Origin of the sequence: Aeribacillus sp. FSL K6-1121, assembly GCF_038003725.1 — a bacterium.
GTDB classification, from domain to species: Bacteria; Bacillota; Bacilli; order Bacillales; family Aeribacillaceae; genus Aeribacillus; species Aeribacillus composti.
Genome location: NZ_JBBOPS010000001.1, coordinates 425,927 through 441,924 on the forward strand (window position 1 = coordinate 425,927; position 15,998 = coordinate 441,924).

General features: G+C 39.9%; 15 protein-coding genes. 13 read left to right on the forward strand and 2 right to left on the reverse strand.

The window, feature by feature from the left end; translation table 11 throughout:
- Positions 1 to 86: 86 nt before the first annotated feature.
- A complete protein-coding gene (locus tag NSQ61_RS02115) occupies positions 87 to 218 on the reverse strand; it encodes a YqzM family protein (RefSeq protein WP_065095531.1) in 132 nt (43 codons plus the stop codon).
- Between the two features lie 288 nt (positions 219 to 506).
- Here NSQ61_RS02115 and holA point away from each other — a divergent pair, with 288 nt between their 5' ends.
- On the forward strand, positions 507 to 1,559 hold the full coding sequence (holA, locus tag NSQ61_RS02120) for a DNA polymerase III subunit delta (RefSeq protein WP_340805779.1): 1,053 nt from the start codon (positions 507 to 509) through the stop codon (positions 1,557 to 1,559).
- A 15-nt stretch (positions 1,560 to 1,574) separates the two neighbouring features.
- On the opposite strand, the gene rpsT is transcribed toward holA, so the two are convergent.
- The gene (gene rpsT / locus NSQ61_RS02125; RefSeq protein WP_063388018.1) at positions 1,575 to 1,841 is read right to left on the reverse strand and encodes a 30S ribosomal protein S20; all 267 of its coding nucleotides are present in this window, start codon (positions 1,839 to 1,841) and stop codon (positions 1,575 to 1,577) included.
- Between the two features lie 195 nt (positions 1,842 to 2,036).
- On the opposite strand from rpsT, the gene gpr reads away from it, so the two are divergent.
- The 12 genes from gpr to mtaB all read left to right on the forward strand — a co-directional run bounded on the left by gpr (position 2,037) and on the right by mtaB (position 15,973).
- Positions 2,037 to 3,131, forward strand: a complete 1,095-nt coding sequence (gpr, locus tag NSQ61_RS02130) for a GPR endopeptidase (protein WP_063388171.1) — start codon at positions 2,037 to 2,039, stop codon at positions 3,129 to 3,131.
- 74 nt (positions 3,132 to 3,205) lie between these two features.
- Positions 3,206 to 4,375, forward strand: coding sequence for a stage II sporulation protein P (gene spoIIP / locus NSQ61_RS02135; protein ID WP_063388019.1), 1,170 nt, complete (start codon positions 3,206 to 3,208; stop codon positions 4,373 to 4,375).
- Between the two features lie 23 nt (positions 4,376 to 4,398).
- Complete coding sequence (locus NSQ61_RS02140; RefSeq protein WP_063388020.1) at positions 4,399 to 4,746, forward strand: DUF3679 domain-containing protein; 348 nt, start codon at positions 4,399 to 4,401, stop codon at positions 4,744 to 4,746.
- Positions 4,747 to 4,930: 184 nt separating this feature from the next.
- Entirely contained in the window at positions 4,931 to 6,760 is a 1,830-nt protein-coding gene (gene lepA / locus NSQ61_RS02145; RefSeq protein WP_311066342.1) for a translation elongation factor 4, read from the forward strand.
- 63 nt (positions 6,761 to 6,823) lie between these two features.
- Complete coding sequence (hemW, locus tag NSQ61_RS02150; protein ID WP_339196875.1) at positions 6,824 to 7,969, forward strand: radical SAM family heme chaperone HemW; 1,146 nt, start codon at positions 6,824 to 6,826, stop codon at positions 7,967 to 7,969.
- Between the two features lie 81 nt (positions 7,970 to 8,050).
- A complete protein-coding gene (gene hrcA, locus NSQ61_RS02155) occupies positions 8,051 to 9,076 on the forward strand; it encodes a heat-inducible transcriptional repressor HrcA (RefSeq protein WP_063388023.1) in 1,026 nt (341 codons plus the stop codon).
- A 52-nt stretch (positions 9,077 to 9,128) separates the two neighbouring features.
- Complete coding sequence (gene grpE / locus NSQ61_RS02160; RefSeq protein ID WP_261308784.1) at positions 9,129 to 9,761, forward strand: nucleotide exchange factor GrpE; 633 nt, start codon at positions 9,129 to 9,131, stop codon at positions 9,759 to 9,761.
- A 33-nt stretch (positions 9,762 to 9,794) separates the two neighbouring features.
- Positions 9,795 to 11,627 (forward strand): molecular chaperone DnaK, encoded by a 1,833-nt coding sequence (gene dnaK, locus NSQ61_RS02165; RefSeq protein WP_063388025.1) that lies wholly within the window; start codon positions 9,795 to 9,797, stop codon positions 11,625 to 11,627.
- A gap of 142 nt (positions 11,628 to 11,769) precedes the next feature.
- Positions 11,770 to 12,900, forward strand: coding sequence for a molecular chaperone DnaJ (gene dnaJ, locus NSQ61_RS02170; RefSeq protein WP_063388026.1), 1,131 nt, complete (start codon positions 11,770 to 11,772; stop codon positions 12,898 to 12,900).
- 18 nt (positions 12,901 to 12,918) lie between these two features.
- Positions 12,919 to 13,854 carry a 50S ribosomal protein L11 methyltransferase gene (gene prmA, locus NSQ61_RS02175; RefSeq protein WP_063388027.1) on the forward strand — a complete coding sequence of 312 codons (936 nt, stop codon included), beginning with the start codon at positions 12,919 to 12,921 and terminating at the stop codon, positions 13,852 to 13,854.
- An 11-nt stretch (positions 13,855 to 13,865) separates the two neighbouring features.
- Complete coding sequence (locus tag NSQ61_RS02180; protein ID WP_066250567.1) at positions 13,866 to 14,621, forward strand: 16S rRNA (uracil(1498)-N(3))-methyltransferase; 756 nt, start codon at positions 13,866 to 13,868, stop codon at positions 14,619 to 14,621.
- A 5-nt stretch (positions 14,622 to 14,626) separates the two neighbouring features.
- On the forward strand, positions 14,627 to 15,973 hold the full coding sequence (gene mtaB / locus NSQ61_RS02185) for a tRNA (N(6)-L-threonylcarbamoyladenosine(37)-C(2))-methylthiotransferase MtaB (RefSeq protein ID WP_066250569.1): 1,347 nt from the start codon (positions 14,627 to 14,629) through the stop codon (positions 15,971 to 15,973).
- Positions 15,974 to 15,998 lie beyond the last annotated feature (25 nt).

Sequence of the window (15,998 nt, forward strand, 5' to 3'; positions counted from 1 at the left end):
CTTGAAAATGGAGAGATGATTGGACGGCTGGGTCCGGATTGTACAAGGAGCAAAAAGAAAGAGACTGCCGTTTGCAGCCTCTCTCTTTACGAGCCGATCAATTTAATCGCTGTTGCAATGATAAACAATGTGGCAAAAAAGCCAAAAGAAACAATAAAACCGACGGCAGAATCAACAGCATCATTACGTTTGCTTACATTTTGTTCAAATTCGTTCATCTATACCCCTCCTCATCGTCATAAGTAGTATAAGCGATTTCAGCAAAAAAATCTACATTCTTAAAAATGATTCATGTTAACGATTAACAACTATATTCTTTTTCGAAAGGGAGAATATATGAATGGGTAATCGTTTTTTTGTAAGTGTCCCGGGGCTTACAAAAAACGTTCATATAAATCGGAGGATTGGCTTCGCTGCCAATTCTCCATTATGTTGAAGTGTTGCGAAAAAATTTTTTTCCATATATGATGAATGAAGCACACTTCATTTTTTAGGGGAATCTTAAGATGATTGTCGATTTATGGAATTCATTTAAAAAGAAACAATTTCAGTCTCTTTATTTATTTTATGGAAAAGAATCATTTTTATTAAATGAAACAATTCGCAAATTGTTAACCGAGGCAATTAGTGAAGACGAACGGGAATTTAATTATTCCGTCTATGATATGGAAGAAACAAATATAGAAACGGCTGTTGAAGATGGGGAAACGATGCCGTTTTTAGGTGAACGCAGGATGGTTGTTGTGAAAAATCCTTATTTTTTGACGAGCGAAAAGAAAAAAGAAAAAGTGGAGCATAATCTTAAAAAACTTGAACAATATGTAGAAAATCCTGCCCCGTTTACTGTTTTTATCTTTTTGCTTCCACATGAAAAAATTGATGAAAGAAAAAAGCTGACAAAACAAATAAAGAAAGCGGCAACAGTAGTTGAAATGAATTCCTTTTCAGAAGAGGAAACAGTCAAATGGATAAAGGAAAAAGCGGAAGCAGAAAATGTGGCGATGGAAAAAGAAGCGATCGATGAGCTTATGGAAAAAACATCTGGCAACTTAATGATCATAGATAAAGAGATGGAAAAATTATGTGCATATGTTGGAAGCGGAAATAAGTTGACTGCGGAAATGGTCAAGCAGCTCGTCGCACGCTCGCTTGAACAAAATGTTTTTGATTTAATTGATGCCGTCGTCAAAAAGAAAACAGAAGAAGCCTTTAAAATTTTTTATGATTTGTTAAAAATAAACGAAGAACCGATTAAAATTTTAAGCCTCCTTACACAACAATTCCGTCTATTATATCAAGTGAAGCAGCTTTCGAAATCCGGTTACGGACAGGATCGGATGGCGTCATCCTTAAAGGTTCATCCGTTTCGCATTAAGCTGGCTTTAAAACAGGAGAAGCAGTTTTCTGCCAGTGAATTGCAGAGCATCATAAAAGCTCTTGCGGAGACAGATTTTGAAATAAAAACAGGAAAAAAAGATAGACAATTAGCGTTAGAGTTTTTGCTGCTGAAGCTGTTTCAGCAAGAAAAAAAGCAATCAACAAGCGGGATAAAAGCTTGATGATTGCTTTTATTTTTATGCTGATAAGCTGTTTAATTTTTTAGCTAAGCGTGATTTGAAACGAGCGGCTGCATTTTTATGAATGATTCCTTTGGAAGCAGCTTTATCAATTTTTTTCGCAGCTACTTTAAACGCTTCTTTTGCTTGTTCAACATCTTTATTTACAACGTACGCTTCAAACTTTTTAATTGCTGTACGCATAGCCGATTTCATTGATGTATTGCGGGCACGGCGTGTTTCATTTGTTTTCATTCGTTTAATAGCGGATTTAATGTTAGCCATTGTTTCACCTCCTACTGACTATATAAAATCAAAGCTGCCGCATTCTTTTTTGGATATAGAACAAAAGTTATTCTATCAAACGGTTTTTTCTTTTGCAATACTAATGTAAATGAAATCCCCCTTTGAAGCTAAGAAATGGGATGAAATGAAATGACTTTGGAAAAAATAGATAAAAATGAACTTGGGGTGACAATGATGAACAACGCGCTTGATTTAAGCAAATATTCAATCAGAACGGATTTGGCGCTTGAAGCGAGAGATTTGGCCCTTGAAAAAAAGAAAGAAATGGAAGGGGTCATCGTTCAAGAAGAAGAGGAAGACGGTATGAAAATTGTCCATATGGACATTACGGATAAAGGTGCTGAGACAATCGGCAAAAAGAAAGGCAAATATTTAACGCTGGAAGTGCAGGGAATCCGCAATAAAGATACCGAACTGCAGGAAAAAGTAATCAAAATGTTTGCAAAGCATTTCAGTTCTTTTTTGGAACAGCTGCAAATTTCTAAAGATGCAAGCTGCTTAGTGGTCGGTCTTGGCAATTGGAATGTCACTCCAGATGCTTTAGGCCCTTTAACATGTGAAAATTTATTGGTCACAAGACATTTGTTTCAGCTTGAACCAGAAAACGTCAAAGAAGGCTATCGACCTGTCAGCGCCCTTGCACCAGGAGTGATGGGGCTAACGGGAATTGAAACATCTGATATTATAACGGGAGTTGTAAAACAATCAAAACCTGACTTCATTATTGCCGTTGATGCATTAGCTGCAAGATCAATAGAGCGTGTAAACAGCACAATACAAATTGCCGATTCCGGCATCCATCCTGGATCCGGCGTAGGAAACAAAAGAAAAGAATTGAGTGTGGACACGATAGGCGTTCCGGTTATATCAATCGGAATTCCGACAGTAGTTGATGCTGTAACGATAACTAGTGATACGATTGATTTTATATTAAAGCATCTCGGCAGAGAAATGCGGGAAGGAAATCGCCCAAAAAATGCGTTGGCTCCGTCTTGGTTTAGCTTTGCTGAAAAAAAGAAGCTGACGGATGAAGATTTGCCTGAGGAAAAAGAGAGAAAGCAGTTTTTAGGGATAATCGGTACACTGGAAGAAAATGAAAAGAGAATGCTGATTCATGAAGTGCTGAGTCCACTTGGACATAATTTAATGGTAACACCGAAAGAAGTAGATATGTTTATTGAAGATATGGCGAATGTGCTTGCGAGCGGTTTAAACATGGCGCTCCATTCCGCGGTGAATGAAGAAAATACCGGGGCTTACACACATTAAAAACAAAGTAAAAGTTCTATTCCTCCCAGTGCTGTCATACATATTTTGTAGACAAGCCTTGGAGGAGGATTTTCATGAAGCATCGCAGAATGGTCGTAACAGTTGATAGGACAAGCTTAAAAAAAATCATCTTAGCGGGATTTTTTTTAATCATTTTTATGTTTTTCATTACAGGGCTTTTGACGTCGATTAAGATTGAATATCGTCCCGCCTCTAGTTCTATTCATGAAATCACGGGAAATATAAACGGCAGAATGTTTCTTCATTTATTAAACTTTGAAAACCATTATTTTTCTCAAGGATTAGAAGAAAGTAAACCGGATTTTTCAGTTTCTTCCGTCCTTTTTCAATTAACGACAAGCATAAATCCTGATGATCCGCGCAGCTTGCTCGGACGGGAGCTTCCAGGGTTTACTTTGTTCGATGGCGACATCATTGTGGCTGGAGAAGGGACGAATTATACGAACATGCCGATTGAATCCGCTCCCCCGACAGAAGTGCTTTTAGAGGAAAGGGAAGCTTCGATTGACAAGCTTGAAGATGTGGAAGGCGAGGAAAAGCCCAAACAGTCTCCTAACTTAACAACGAATGGAAAAAAAGTCGTATTTATTTATCATACTCACACGACCGAATCTTATTATCCTTTATTAAATGGGGCAAAATCTCCTTTTCATTCAAAGGCGAATGTCACATTAGTCGGAGAAAAGTTTGGACAAGAGCTTGAAGAAAGAGGAATAGGAGCGGTTGTGGACAAAACGAATTTTCAAACTGTATTAAATGAGAAAAAATGGAAATATTACAAATCATATGATGCATCAAGACCTGTTGTTCAAGAAGCATTGGCATCGAATCGAGATCTTCAATACATTTTCGACATCCACCGTGATTCACAAAAAAGGGATAAAACAACCATTACGATTAATGGAAAGAGTTATGCCAAAATTGCATTTGTGATTGGTGGGAATAATCCAAATGCTGATAAAAATAAAAAAATTGCACAAAATTTGCACAAATTGTTTGAAAAGAAATATCCGGGCTTAAGCCGTGGTGTGTTTTCCAAAAAAGGCGAAGGAGTTAACGGCGTTTACAATCAAGACTTATCAGAGAATTCGCTGCTGATTGAATTCGGGGGAGTTGATAATAACATGGAAGAACTCAGCAGAACTGTCGAAGCGGTTGCAAACATATTTAGCGAATATTATTGGCAGGCAGAAAAGGTGAGCGGGAGCGTTCAGAACGAGTGACGGCTTGAAAGGAGGAATGTTTGATGGCGAAGTTTATGGCCAAAAGTCTGCTTCTAACCTTCATTATGTTTTTAGGAGTAATAATTGGCATACAGCAAGCGAGCCATGGCATTCAACAAATGAGAGGCTATGAGACGGAAGAGACAGTCGAAGCCGTTCAACTAAAGCAAAAGGACGACGGAAAACTGGAAGCCACGATTTTGGGAAATCAAGTGACAAGCCACGATTTACAAAAAAAGCAGGAGCAGCTTGAAAAAATAGAGGCATTCAATTTCTTCTCTCAAATTGGAAAATCGCTTGCGAATCTAGTGCAAAAAGGAACATCAGCGATCATTGAAGGAATATTGGAGCTGATTGAAGCATACACCTAAACAAATTTAAAAGAAAGACTTGAAGCAATCCGCAGGTCTAGTCTATTTCAAAACAGGGTTCAGACAGTCATTCTGATCCCTGTTTTGCGTATTCAATCACAGAATAAATTTTCATTGAATCTCCAATTTTCTACTGATATAATCAAAGCTAGTGTAGTTGGCTAGTAGGAGTGGTGACAAAAATATGAAAAGGGAAGAAAAATTAGAACGCCAGAAGAGAATTCGCAATTTTTCCATCATTGCTCATATAGATCACGGGAAATCAACACTAGCTGACCGGATTCTGGAAAAAACAGCTGCTGTTACCCAAAGGGAAATGAAAGAGCAGCTGCTCGATTCGATGGATCTTGAACGCGAAAGAGGTATAACAATTAAACTGAATGCGGTTCAGTTATCATATAAAGCGAAAGACGGGAATGAATATATTTTTCATTTAATTGATACCCCTGGACATGTTGATTTTACGTATGAGGTTTCGAGAAGCTTGGCTGCCTGTGAAGGCGCCATTTTAGTTGTGGATGCGGCGCAAGGGATCGAAGCGCAAACGCTGGCGAACGTCTATTTAGCGATTGACAACGACTTAGAAATTTTGCCTGTTATTAATAAGATTGACTTGCCGAGCGCTGAGCCTGAACGAGTGCGACAAGAAATTGAAGACGTGATTGGGCTTGATTCTTCTGAGGCTGTGTTGGCATCAGCAAAAGCAGGAATCGGCATCGAAGAAATTTTAGAACAAATTGTTCAAAAAGTCCCAGCTCCGCAAGGTGACCCAGACGCACCGCTCAAAGCGCTTATATTTGATTCTCTGTATGATGCATACCGTGGAGTTGTTGCTTATATACGCATTTTTGATGGTACGGTAAAAGTCGGAGACCGTATAAAAATGATGGCGACGGGGAAAGAATTTGAAGTAACGGAAGTCGGTGTTTTCAAGCCAAAAGCGCATCCTGTACAGGAGCTCACGGTTGGCGACGTCGGTTATTTAACGGCTTCCATTAAAAATGTCAGTGACACACGAGTTGGTGATACGATCACTAGCGCTGTCAATCCGGCTGCCGAGCCTCTGCCGGGGTACCGAAAATTAAATCCGATGGTCTTTTGCGGGATGTATCCAATAGATACGGCAAAATACAACGATTTACGTGATGCTCTTGAAAAATTGCAGCTGAATGACTCCGCATTGCAATTTGAACCTGAAACATCGCAAGCGCTGGGCTTTGGATTTCGCTGCGGCTTTTTAGGTCTGCTGCATATGGAAATCATCCAAGAGAGAATTGAAAGGGAATTTCATATTGATTTAATTACGACGGCGCCTAGCGTTATTTATCATGTTTATTTAACAGACGGCAGCATGGTTCAAGTTGATAACCCTTCGAACATGCCGGATCCGCAAAAAATTGACCGAATAGAAGAGCCTTATGTGAAAGCCGGGATTATGGCTCCAAACGACTATGTTGGTGCGGTGATGGAGCTTTGCCAAGGAAAACGCGGCCAATTCATAGATATGCAATATTTGGATGAAACGAGAGTCAATATTGTTTATGAAATCCCCCTTTCGGAAATCGTTTATGATTTTTTTGATCAGTTGAAATCAAGCACAAAAGGGTATGCATCGTTTGACTACGAACTCATTGGCTACAAACCTTCAAAACTTGTGAAAATGGATATTCTTTTAAACGGGGAGAAAATCGATGCTTTATCCTTCATTGTTCATCGTGACAGCGCCTATGAACGCGGCAAAGCTATCGTTGAAAAATTAAAAGAGCTTATTCCAAGGCAGCAATTTGAAGTTCCTGTTCAGGCTGCAATTGGAAACAAGGTCATCGCACGTTCAACGATTAAAGCTTTACGTAAAAATGTGTTGTCAAAATGTTACGGTGGAGATGTGTCGCGTAAACGGAAGCTTCTTGAAAAACAAAAAGAAGGAAAAAAACGAATGAAACAAGTCGGCTCTGTCGAAGTGCCGCAAGAAGCCTTCATGGCTGTGCTGAAAATGGATGAAAACCAAAAATGATGTTGACGAGTGCCGCAGCCATTGCTGCGGCATTAGCGCTTTGGAAAGGCAGGAGAATGAAAAATGGCTGAAGCCGCGTATATTCATATCCCGTTTTGCGAACAAATATGCCACTACTGTGATTTCAATAAATTTTTTTTACAAAACCAGCCTGTTGATGACTATTTGCAAGCACTGTGTTTGGAAATGAAAAAGGCAATGGAGGATCAAGTATTAAATGAAGAATTAAAAACGATATTTATCGGCGGCGGTACGCCTACTTCCCTGTCAGCCAAACAGCTCGATTATTTAATGGAGAGCATACATCAAACTTTGCCGATGCAATCCGTAGTTGAATTTACAGTTGAATGCAATCCAGATCAATTAACGATGGAGAAGCTGTCTGTATTGAAAAACGCCGGAGTCAATCGCCTATCCATCGGAGTGCAAGCCTTTCAAGATTCATTGCTGAAAAAAATTGGAAGGACTCATAATAAAGAAACAGTATTTCAAGCAGTTGAACGGGCAAGATCGCTAGGCTTTGAAAATATTAGCATAGATCTTATGTACGGTCTTCCCGGCCAAATGATAGAAGAATGGAAAGAAACTCTTTCCGTTGCATTTTCATTAGAGGTCCAGCATATGTCTGCTTATTCGCTAATCGTAGAACCGAAAACGGTGTTTTATAATTTAATGCGAAAAGGAAAGCTTTTGCTTCCTTCTCAAGAGGAAGAGGCGTTTATGTATGAGACCGTTATGAATGAAATGGAACGGCACGGATACCATCAGTATGAATTAAGTAATTTCGCACGCAAAGGCTTTGAAAGCAAACATAATTTAACGTATTGGCATAATAACCATTACTATGGATTTGGAGCTGGAGCACACAGCTATTTGGACGGGATCCGGCGGGAAAACGCTCGACCGCTGAAAAAATATATTGAAATGATTTATAAAAATAATGGAACGGCTTTTGTTTCGGAGAATATGCTGACAAAAGAAGAAATGATGGAGGAAGAAATGTTTCTCGGATTGCGGACGATTAGAGGGGTTTCCAAAAAACGGTTCCGAGATAAATACGGATTAGATGTTGGGGAAGTATTTGGCCCGCAAATTGAAGAACAATTAAGAAAAGGTCTTTTATCTGAAAGTGCATCACATCTTTTTTTAACAAGAAAAGGAATGCTTTTAGGCAATGAAGTATTTCAAGCATTTCTCGCAGTTAGTTAATTGACAATTCTTCTTTCATTTGATAACTTTATCATAGAATTAGCACTCGAGTAATATGAGTGCTAACAGAGGTGATGTTCCTTGCTGACAGATCGTCAATTATTAATTTTGCAAATTATAATTGATGATTTTATTCAATATGCTCAGCCGGTTGGCTCCCGTTCTTTATCGAAAAAGGAATCGATTACGTTCAGCTCGGCTACAATCCGAAATGAAATGGCGGACTTGGAAGAATTAGGATTGATTGAAAAGACCCATACGTCATCAGGCAGAGTGCCATCCGAAAAAGGGTATAGATACTATGTCGACCATTTATTGTCACCAAAAAAATTAACGAAAAAAGAAATTATGGCGATAAGATCCATTTTCGCCGAGAAAATATATGAATTAGAAACGCTTGTTCAAAAATCAGCTCAAATTTTATCTGAGCTTACAAGCTATACAGCGATTGTTTTAGGTCCGAAAGTTTCGGAGAACCGACTCAAACGTTTGCAAATCGTTCCAATTAACGAAGATAAGGCGGTTGCCATATTTGTAACTAACACAGGCCATGTTGAGAATAAAATGATTACTTTTCCAGAAAAAATAGACATGAGTGAACTGGAAAAAATCGTAAATATTTTAAATGAAAAGCTTGCTGGCGTGCCTCTAAGCGAATTAAAGGATAAAATATACAAGGAAATTGCAAACATTTTACGGAAGCATATTAGAAATTATGATATTTTATTAAAATTGATTACTGGCACGCTGAATGTAGGTCACGAAAAAATATATTTCGGAGGAAAAACGAATATTTTGAGCCAGCCGGAGTTCCGCGATGTCTCTCAAATTCAAACATTTTTAGATTTCATAGAACAAGAAGATGAACTGTATGATTTGCTAAAGACAAACCCGTCAGGCATTACGGTGAAAATTGGCACGGAAAATAAAATATCTGCTATGGAAAACTGCAGCTTAATTACTGCCACCTATTCAATTGGCGAGAAGCAAATCGGCACAGTCGCGGTGCTTGGCCCGAAACGAATGGATTATTCAAGGGTCATCAGCCTTTTAAAATTTTTCTCGAAAGATTTATCACAAGTTTTAACAAAGCTATATCAAGGATAGGATGGGGGAATTCTCCATCCCTTTTCCTTTGCACTTTAAGGGAGGTGAAATGATGGCAAACGATCAGACTGAAAAAGAACAAACAATCCAAGAAGAAGTTGAATACAATAACGAGAAAGCCGAAAACGAGAAAGAAGAAATGCCTGATCAAGAAGAATTGCGCCAAGAGGGCAGCCAAGAGGAAAAAGGTGAAGAACAATCTTCTTCAAATGCTGAAGAGGAATTGGTGAAAGCGAATGAAAAGATCGCTGAGCTTGAGGCAAAGCTGGAGGAAATGGAAAATCGCATGCTTAGAGCTCAGGCCGATTTTGAAAATTTTCGCCGGCGCAGCAGGCTTGATATGGAAGCACAGCAAAAATATCGTGCGCAAAGTTTAATATCAGATCTTTTGCCTGCTATTGATAATTTTGAACGGGCGTTGAAAATTGAGGCAGAGGATGAAAAAACAAAATCCGTTTTGCAGGGCATGGAAATGGTTTACCGTCAGATCCTTCAAGCACTTGAAAATGAAGGAGTTGAAGTGATCGAAGCGGTTGGGAAACCGTTTGATCCGCACCTTCATCAAGCGGTAATGCAAGTGAAAGACGAAAATTTCGAATCCAATGTTGTTGTGGAAGAGCTGCAAAAAGGCTACAAACTGAAAGACCGGGTTATTCGACCATCTATGGTAAAGGTTAATGAGTAATTACATATGATAATTAGCAGGAGGTTGTGATATATGGGTAAAATCATCGGTATTGACTTAGGAACAACGAACTCTTGTGTAGCGGTTCTGGAGGGCGGCGAACCGAAAGTGATTCCAAACCCAGAAGGAAACCGGACGACACCGTCGGTTGTTGCATTTAAAAACGGCGAGCGTCAAGTAGGTGAAATTGCAAAACGCCAAGCGATCACGAATCCAAATACAATTATTTCTATTAAACGCCACATGGGAACTGACTACAAAGTGGAGATTGACGGAAAAAAATATACACCACAGGAAATTTCTGCCATTATTTTGCAGCATTTAAAATCGTATGCAGAAGATTATTTAGGGGAAAAAGTAGAAAAAGCTGTCATTACTGTTCCTGCCTATTTTAACGATGCTCAGCGCCAAGCAACAAAAGATGCAGGAAGAATAGCCGGTCTTGAAGTTGAACGGATTATCAATGAGCCGACTGCAGCTGCTTTAGCTTACGGTCTTGACAAAATGGATGAAGATCAAACCATTTTAGTTTATGACTTGGGCGGCGGTACATTTGATGTGTCCATTCTTGAACTTGGGGACGGTGTTTTTGAAGTAAGAGCAACAGCGGGCGACAACCATCTCGGCGGTGATGACTTTGACCAAGTCATTATTGACTATTTAGTAGATCAATTTAAAAAAGAAAATGGCATTGATCTTTCCAAAGACAAAATGGCTCTGCAAAGATTGAAGGATGCTGCGGAAAAGGCGAAAAAAGACTTATCAGGCGTAACATCAACACAAATTTCTTTGCCGTTTATTACTGCAGGTGAACAAGGACCGCTTCATCTGGAAGTGACATTAACGCGGGCAAAATTTGAAGAATTGTCTGCGCATCTTGTAGAAAAAACTATGGGTCCTGTTCGCCAAGCATTGAGCGACGCTGGTTTAACGAAAAACGATATCGATAAAGTAATTTTAGTCGGAGGCTCCACTCGGATTCCTGCTGTTCAAGAAGCGATTAAAAAGGAAATTGGCAAAGAGCCTCATAAAGGTGTTAACCCGGACGAAGTCGTTGCGTTAGGTGCTGCAATTCAAGGCGGTGTCATCACAGGTGATGTGAAGGACGTTGTGCTCCTAGACGTTACTCCATTATCGCTTGGAATTGAAACGATGGGCGGAGTGTTTACAAAACTGATTGAACGGAACACTACGATCCCAACGAGCAAGTCGCAAATCTTTTCAACTGCTGCTGACAACCAAACTGCGGTCGATATTCACGTTCTGCAAGGGGAACGTCCGATGGCTGCTGACAATAAAACATTAGGACGCTTCCAATTAACAGATATCCCGCCTGCGCCGCGAGGAGTGCCGCAAATCGAGGTAACGTTTGATATCGACAAAAACGGAATTGTGAACGTAAGTGCTAAGGATTTAGGAACTGGAAAAGAACAAAAAATTACAATTAAATCATCCACGGGATTATCCGAAGAAGAAATTGAGCGCATGATTAAGGAAGCGGAAGAAAACGCTGAAGCTGACAAAAAACGAAAAGAACAGGCAGAATTGAGAAATGAAGCTGACCAGCTTGTCTTTACGACAGAGAAAACATTAAAAGAGCTGCAAGGAAAAGTTGATGAAGCAGAAGTGAAAAAAGCAAACGAAATAAAAGACGCATTAAAAGAAGCGATTGATAAAAATGATTTCGATCAAATAAAAGCGAAAAAAGAAGAACTTCAAGAAATCGTTCAGAACCTTTCTGTAAAACTTTATGAGGAAGCGGCTAAACAAGCACAGACAAATAATCAACAAAATAATTCTGAAAACAAAAATAAAAATGACGATGATGTGATTGACGCTGAATATAAAGAAGTAGATGACAAATAAAATGTTTTAATCTGAAAATGGATAAGTCAAAGTCAGGCATGTCTTGACTTTGACTTTTTTCAGTAAAGGCGGTTAACAGTTGCTTTCTTCCGTTTGTCAATGTTAAAATTTACTCTATGTGAGAAATCGGGAGTGTGAATATATGGCGAAGCGTGATTACTATGAGGTGCTTGGAGTTAGTAAGAACGCAACAAAAGAGGAGATTAAAAAAGCCTATCGCAAGCTGTCCAAAAAATATCATCCGGATATTAACAAAGACCCAGACGCGCCCGAAAAATTCAAAGAAGTAAAAGAAGCGTATGAAGTGTTAAGCGACGACACAAAAAGAGCCCAATATGACCGCTACGGTCATGCAGGTGCTACTCAAGGCTTCGGCGGCTTTAACGGTGAAGAATTTGAAGCGGATTTCGGGGGATTTGGATTTGATGACTTATTCAGTTCGATCTTTGGCGGAGGAAGAAGAAGAGATCCGAATGCTCCTCGAGCAGGTGCAGATATTCAATATACGATGACGATTTCATTTGAAGAAGCTGCGTTCGGAAAGGAAACGACAATTGAAATTCCTAGCGAAGAAACATGTGATACTTGCCACGGTTCAGGAGCGAAACCTGGTACTACTCCGGAAACTTGTCCGCATTGCGGAGGTTCGGGTCAAATCAGCTCAGAGCAGCGAACAGCTTTTGGTGTTTTTGTGAATCGGCGCGTTTGTTATCAATGTAACGGAACAGGTAAATTTATCAGACATCGCTGTACAACTTGTGGCGGCAGCGGAAAAGTGAAGAAACGCAGAAAAATCCAAGTAAAAATTCCAGCTGGTGTAGATGACGGTCAGCAGCTCCGCATACAAGGGAAAGGAGAGCCGGGAATTAACGGCGGTCCATCAGGTGATTTATATATTGTTTTCCACGTACAGGAACACGAATTTTTCGTCCGCGATGGTGATGACATCTATTGTGAAATGCCGCTGACATTCGCACAAGCTGCGCTTGGAGATGAGATTGAAGTTCCTACTTTATACGGTAAAGTGAAATTAAAAATACCTGCAGGCACGCAGACAGGCCGAAAATTCAGACTGTCTGGAAAAGGGATCAAAAATGTTCACGGCCATGGCATAGGAGATCAATATGTAACTGTTCGCGTCGTTACACCAACTAACCTTACGGAAAAACAAAAAGAATTGCTGCGGGAATTTGCGGCTATCAGCGGGAATCAACCTGATGTACAGGAAGAAAGTTTTTTTGATAAAGTGAAGCGGGCGTTTAAAGGAGATTAAAGGATTGGGGTTACTAAAATGAAGTGGTCAGAGATTAGCATCCATACAACGGAAGAAGCGGTTGAACCTATCTCTAATATTTTACATGAAGCGGGTGCTGGTGGAGTAGTTATTGAAGATCCGTATGATCTTATAAAAGAAAGAGAAGATCAATATGGAGAAATATATCAGCTTGATCCTGAAGACTATCCTGATGAAGGTGTCATCATTAAAGCGTACCTTCCTGTGAATAGCTTTTTAGGCGAGACGGTGGAAGGGATAAAAGAACGGATAAATAACCTGCTGTTGTATGATATTGATTTGGGGCGGAACCATATTACAATTAGTGAAGTTAATGAGGAAGAATGGGCTACCGCTTGGAAGAAATATTACCGTCCTGTGAAGGTTTCAAAAAAATTTACGATTGTCCCCACATGGGAGCTGTATGAACCTGCTCACACCGATGAACTGATCATTGAATTGGATCCTGGTATGGCGTTTGGAACTGGAACCCATCCAACAACAGTTCTCTGCATACAAGCACTTGAAAAAAAGGTGCAAAAGGGAAATATTGTAATTGATGTCGGTACAGGGTCAGGCGTATTGAGCATCGCGAGTGCTTTGCTGGGGGCCGATAAAGTCATCGCACTTGATTTGGATCCAGTTGCAGTGGACAGCGCGCGATTAAATGTTAAATTGAATAAAGTGCAGCATCTTGTTCAAGTCAAGCAAAACAATTTGTTGGACGATATCGATGTTAAAGCAAACGTAATTGTTGCAAACATATTAGCTGAAGTCATATTGCGATTTGTTCGTGATGCGCATGAGCGTTTAGAAAACGGCGGTTATTTTATTACTTCCGGAATTATTCAAAACAAAAAACACGAAGTGGAGCAAGCTTTAATCGAAGCTGGTTTTACGATTGAAGAGACGATGACGATGGAAGATTGGGTCGCCTTTATCGCAAAAAAATAGAGGGATTGAAGATGCAGCGTTATTTTATTCATTATGCAAAAAAAGAATTAACTGATATTATTGACATCACCGGGGAAGATGTCCACCACATTTCCCGGGTGATGCGGATGAAACAGAATGATCAAATTATATGTGTAACAAAGGATGGATATTCAGCCCTTTGCCAAATTGTTCAAATATCTGCCGATAAAGTATGCTGTTCCATTTTAGAGTGGATCGAGAACAATTCAGAGCTTCCGGTAAAAGTGATATTAGCGAATGGGCTGCCTAAAGGGGATAAATTGGAGCTCGTCATTCAAAAAGGGACGGAGCTTGGTGCTTCCAAGTTTATCCCTTTTAATGCTGCTCGTTCAATTGTAAAATTAAATGAAGGTAAAATAAATAAAAAATTAGAGCGGTGGAATAAAATTGCGAAAGAAGCTGCGGAACAGTCACATCGGACCATAATTCCTGAGGTGACGAAGCCAGCTTCATTAAAGGATGTCATTTCTTATGCTGCATCAGCCGATGTAAAAATTGTCGCTTATGAAGAGCATGCAAAAAAAGGTGAAACGAGCAATTTATTTCGTGCTTTAAATTCTTTGCAGCGGGGAGGATCATTATTCGCTGTTTTTGGACCAGAAGGAGGTTTTACAGCCGAGGAGATTAAGCAGTTATCCGATAACGGCTTTCTTTTATGCGGGCTAGGTCCGAGAATATTGCGGGCGGAAACGGCTCCTCTTTATTTATTATCTGCAGTATCCTATCATTTTGAACTGTCGAGGTGAAAAACATGCCGACTGTTGCTTTTCATACATTAGGATGTAAGGTAAATCATTATGAAACAGAAGCTATTTGGCAGCTATTTAAAGAAGCGGGATATGAGCGCCGGGATTTTGAAGCGATTGCGGATGTATATGTCATTAACACTTGTACGGTGACGAATACAGGTGATAAAAAAAGCCGCCAAGTAATACGGAGAGCGATCCGCAAAAACCCTGACAGTGTTATTTGCGTTACAGGTTGTTATGCGCAAACGGCACCCGCAGAAGTCATGGCCATTCCTGGGGTTGATATCGTTGTCGGTACACAAGATCGAAAAAAAATGCTCGATTATATTGAGCAGTTTAAGAAGGAGCGCCAGCCGATCAACGGTGTGACAAACATTATGAAAGCTCGGGTATTCGAGGAGATGGACGTACCTTCCTTTACAGACCGGACGCGGGCGTCTTTAAAAATACAAGAAGGCTGCAATAATTTTTGCACGTTTTGTATTATTCCGTGGGCACGCGGTCTCATGCGGAGCCGGGATCCAAAAGAAGTGATTAAACAGGCTCAAAAGCTGGTGGATGCTGGATATAAAGAAATTGTTTTAACCGGCATCCATACAGGAGGATATGGGGAAGATTTAAAAGATTATAATTTTGCACAGCTTCTTCGCGATATTGATTCTGAAGTGAAAGGATTAAAGCGGCTTAGAATTTCTTCAATTGAAGCGAGCCAAATAACTGATGAAGTAATTGAAGTGCTGAAAACGTCCGATAAAATTGTCCGCCATTTGCATATACCGCTTCAATCAGGATCAAACAGCGTCTTAAAGCGGATGCGCCGTAAATATACGACGGAATTTTATGCTGAGCGTCTGAAACGGCTGCGGGAAGCTTTGCCTGGGCTTGCGGTAACTTCTGATGTGATTGTAGGTTTCCCGGGTGAAACGGAAGAAGAATTTATGGAAACATACAACTTTGTTAAAGAACACCGTTATTCTGAGCTTCATGTTTTCCCTTATTCGAAGCGGACAGGAACACCAGCTGCCCGAATGGAAAATCAAGTTGACGAAGACATAAAAAACGAACGCGTACACCGGCTGATCGCATTAAGCGATCAACTAGCAAAAGAATATGCCTCAAAATTTGAGGGACAAGTACTGGAGGTTATTCCAGAAGAACCTTATAAAGAAGCTCCAGACAGCGGCAAATATGAAGGATATACGGACAATTATTTAAAAGTTGTTTTTCCGGCGACGAAAGAGATGGTTGGGAAAATTGTGAAGGTGAAATTAACTAAGGCTGGCTATCCATATAATGAAGGACAAGTAGTCCGTATAGTCGATGAAGACTATTTACAGAAGTCTTCTTAATCTAGCTTTTTCTTGTGTAAAACAG

Bases quoted from the DNA above. Each gene is read 5' to 3' on its own strand.
- NSQ61_RS02115 (WP_065095531.1), bottom strand. From the start codon at position 218: ATGAACGAATTTGAACAAAATGTAAGCAAACGTAATGATGCTGTTGAT.
- holA (WP_340805779.1), top strand. From the start codon at position 507: ATGATTGTCGATTTATGGAATTCATTTAAAAAGAAACAATTTCAGTCT.
- rpsT (WP_063388018.1), bottom strand. From the start codon at position 1,841: ATGGCTAACATTAAATCCGCTATTAAACGAATGAAAACAAATGAAACA.
- gpr (WP_063388171.1), top strand. From the start codon at position 2,037: ATGAACAACGCGCTTGATTTAAGCAAATATTCAATCAGAACGGATTTG.
- spoIIP (WP_063388019.1), top strand. From the start codon at position 3,206: ATGAAGCATCGCAGAATGGTCGTAACAGTTGATAGGACAAGCTTAAAA.
- NSQ61_RS02140 (WP_063388020.1), top strand. From the start codon at position 4,399: ATGGCGAAGTTTATGGCCAAAAGTCTGCTTCTAACCTTCATTATGTTT.
- lepA (WP_311066342.1), top strand. From the start codon at position 4,931: ATGAAAAGGGAAGAAAAATTAGAACGCCAGAAGAGAATTCGCAATTTT.
- hemW (WP_339196875.1), top strand. From the start codon at position 6,824: ATGGCTGAAGCCGCGTATATTCATATCCCGTTTTGCGAACAAATATGC.
- grpE (WP_261308784.1), top strand. From the start codon at position 9,129: ATGGCAAACGATCAGACTGAAAAAGAACAAACAATCCAAGAAGAAGTT.
- dnaK (WP_063388025.1), top strand. From the start codon at position 9,795: ATGGGTAAAATCATCGGTATTGACTTAGGAACAACGAACTCTTGTGTA.
- dnaJ (WP_063388026.1), top strand. From the start codon at position 11,770: ATGGCGAAGCGTGATTACTATGAGGTGCTTGGAGTTAGTAAGAACGCA.
- prmA (WP_063388027.1), top strand. From the start codon at position 12,919: ATGAAGTGGTCAGAGATTAGCATCCATACAACGGAAGAAGCGGTTGAA.
- NSQ61_RS02180 (WP_066250567.1), top strand. From the start codon at position 13,866: ATGCAGCGTTATTTTATTCATTATGCAAAAAAAGAATTAACTGATATT.
- mtaB (WP_066250569.1), top strand. From the start codon at position 14,627: ATGCCGACTGTTGCTTTTCATACATTAGGATGTAAGGTAAATCATTAT.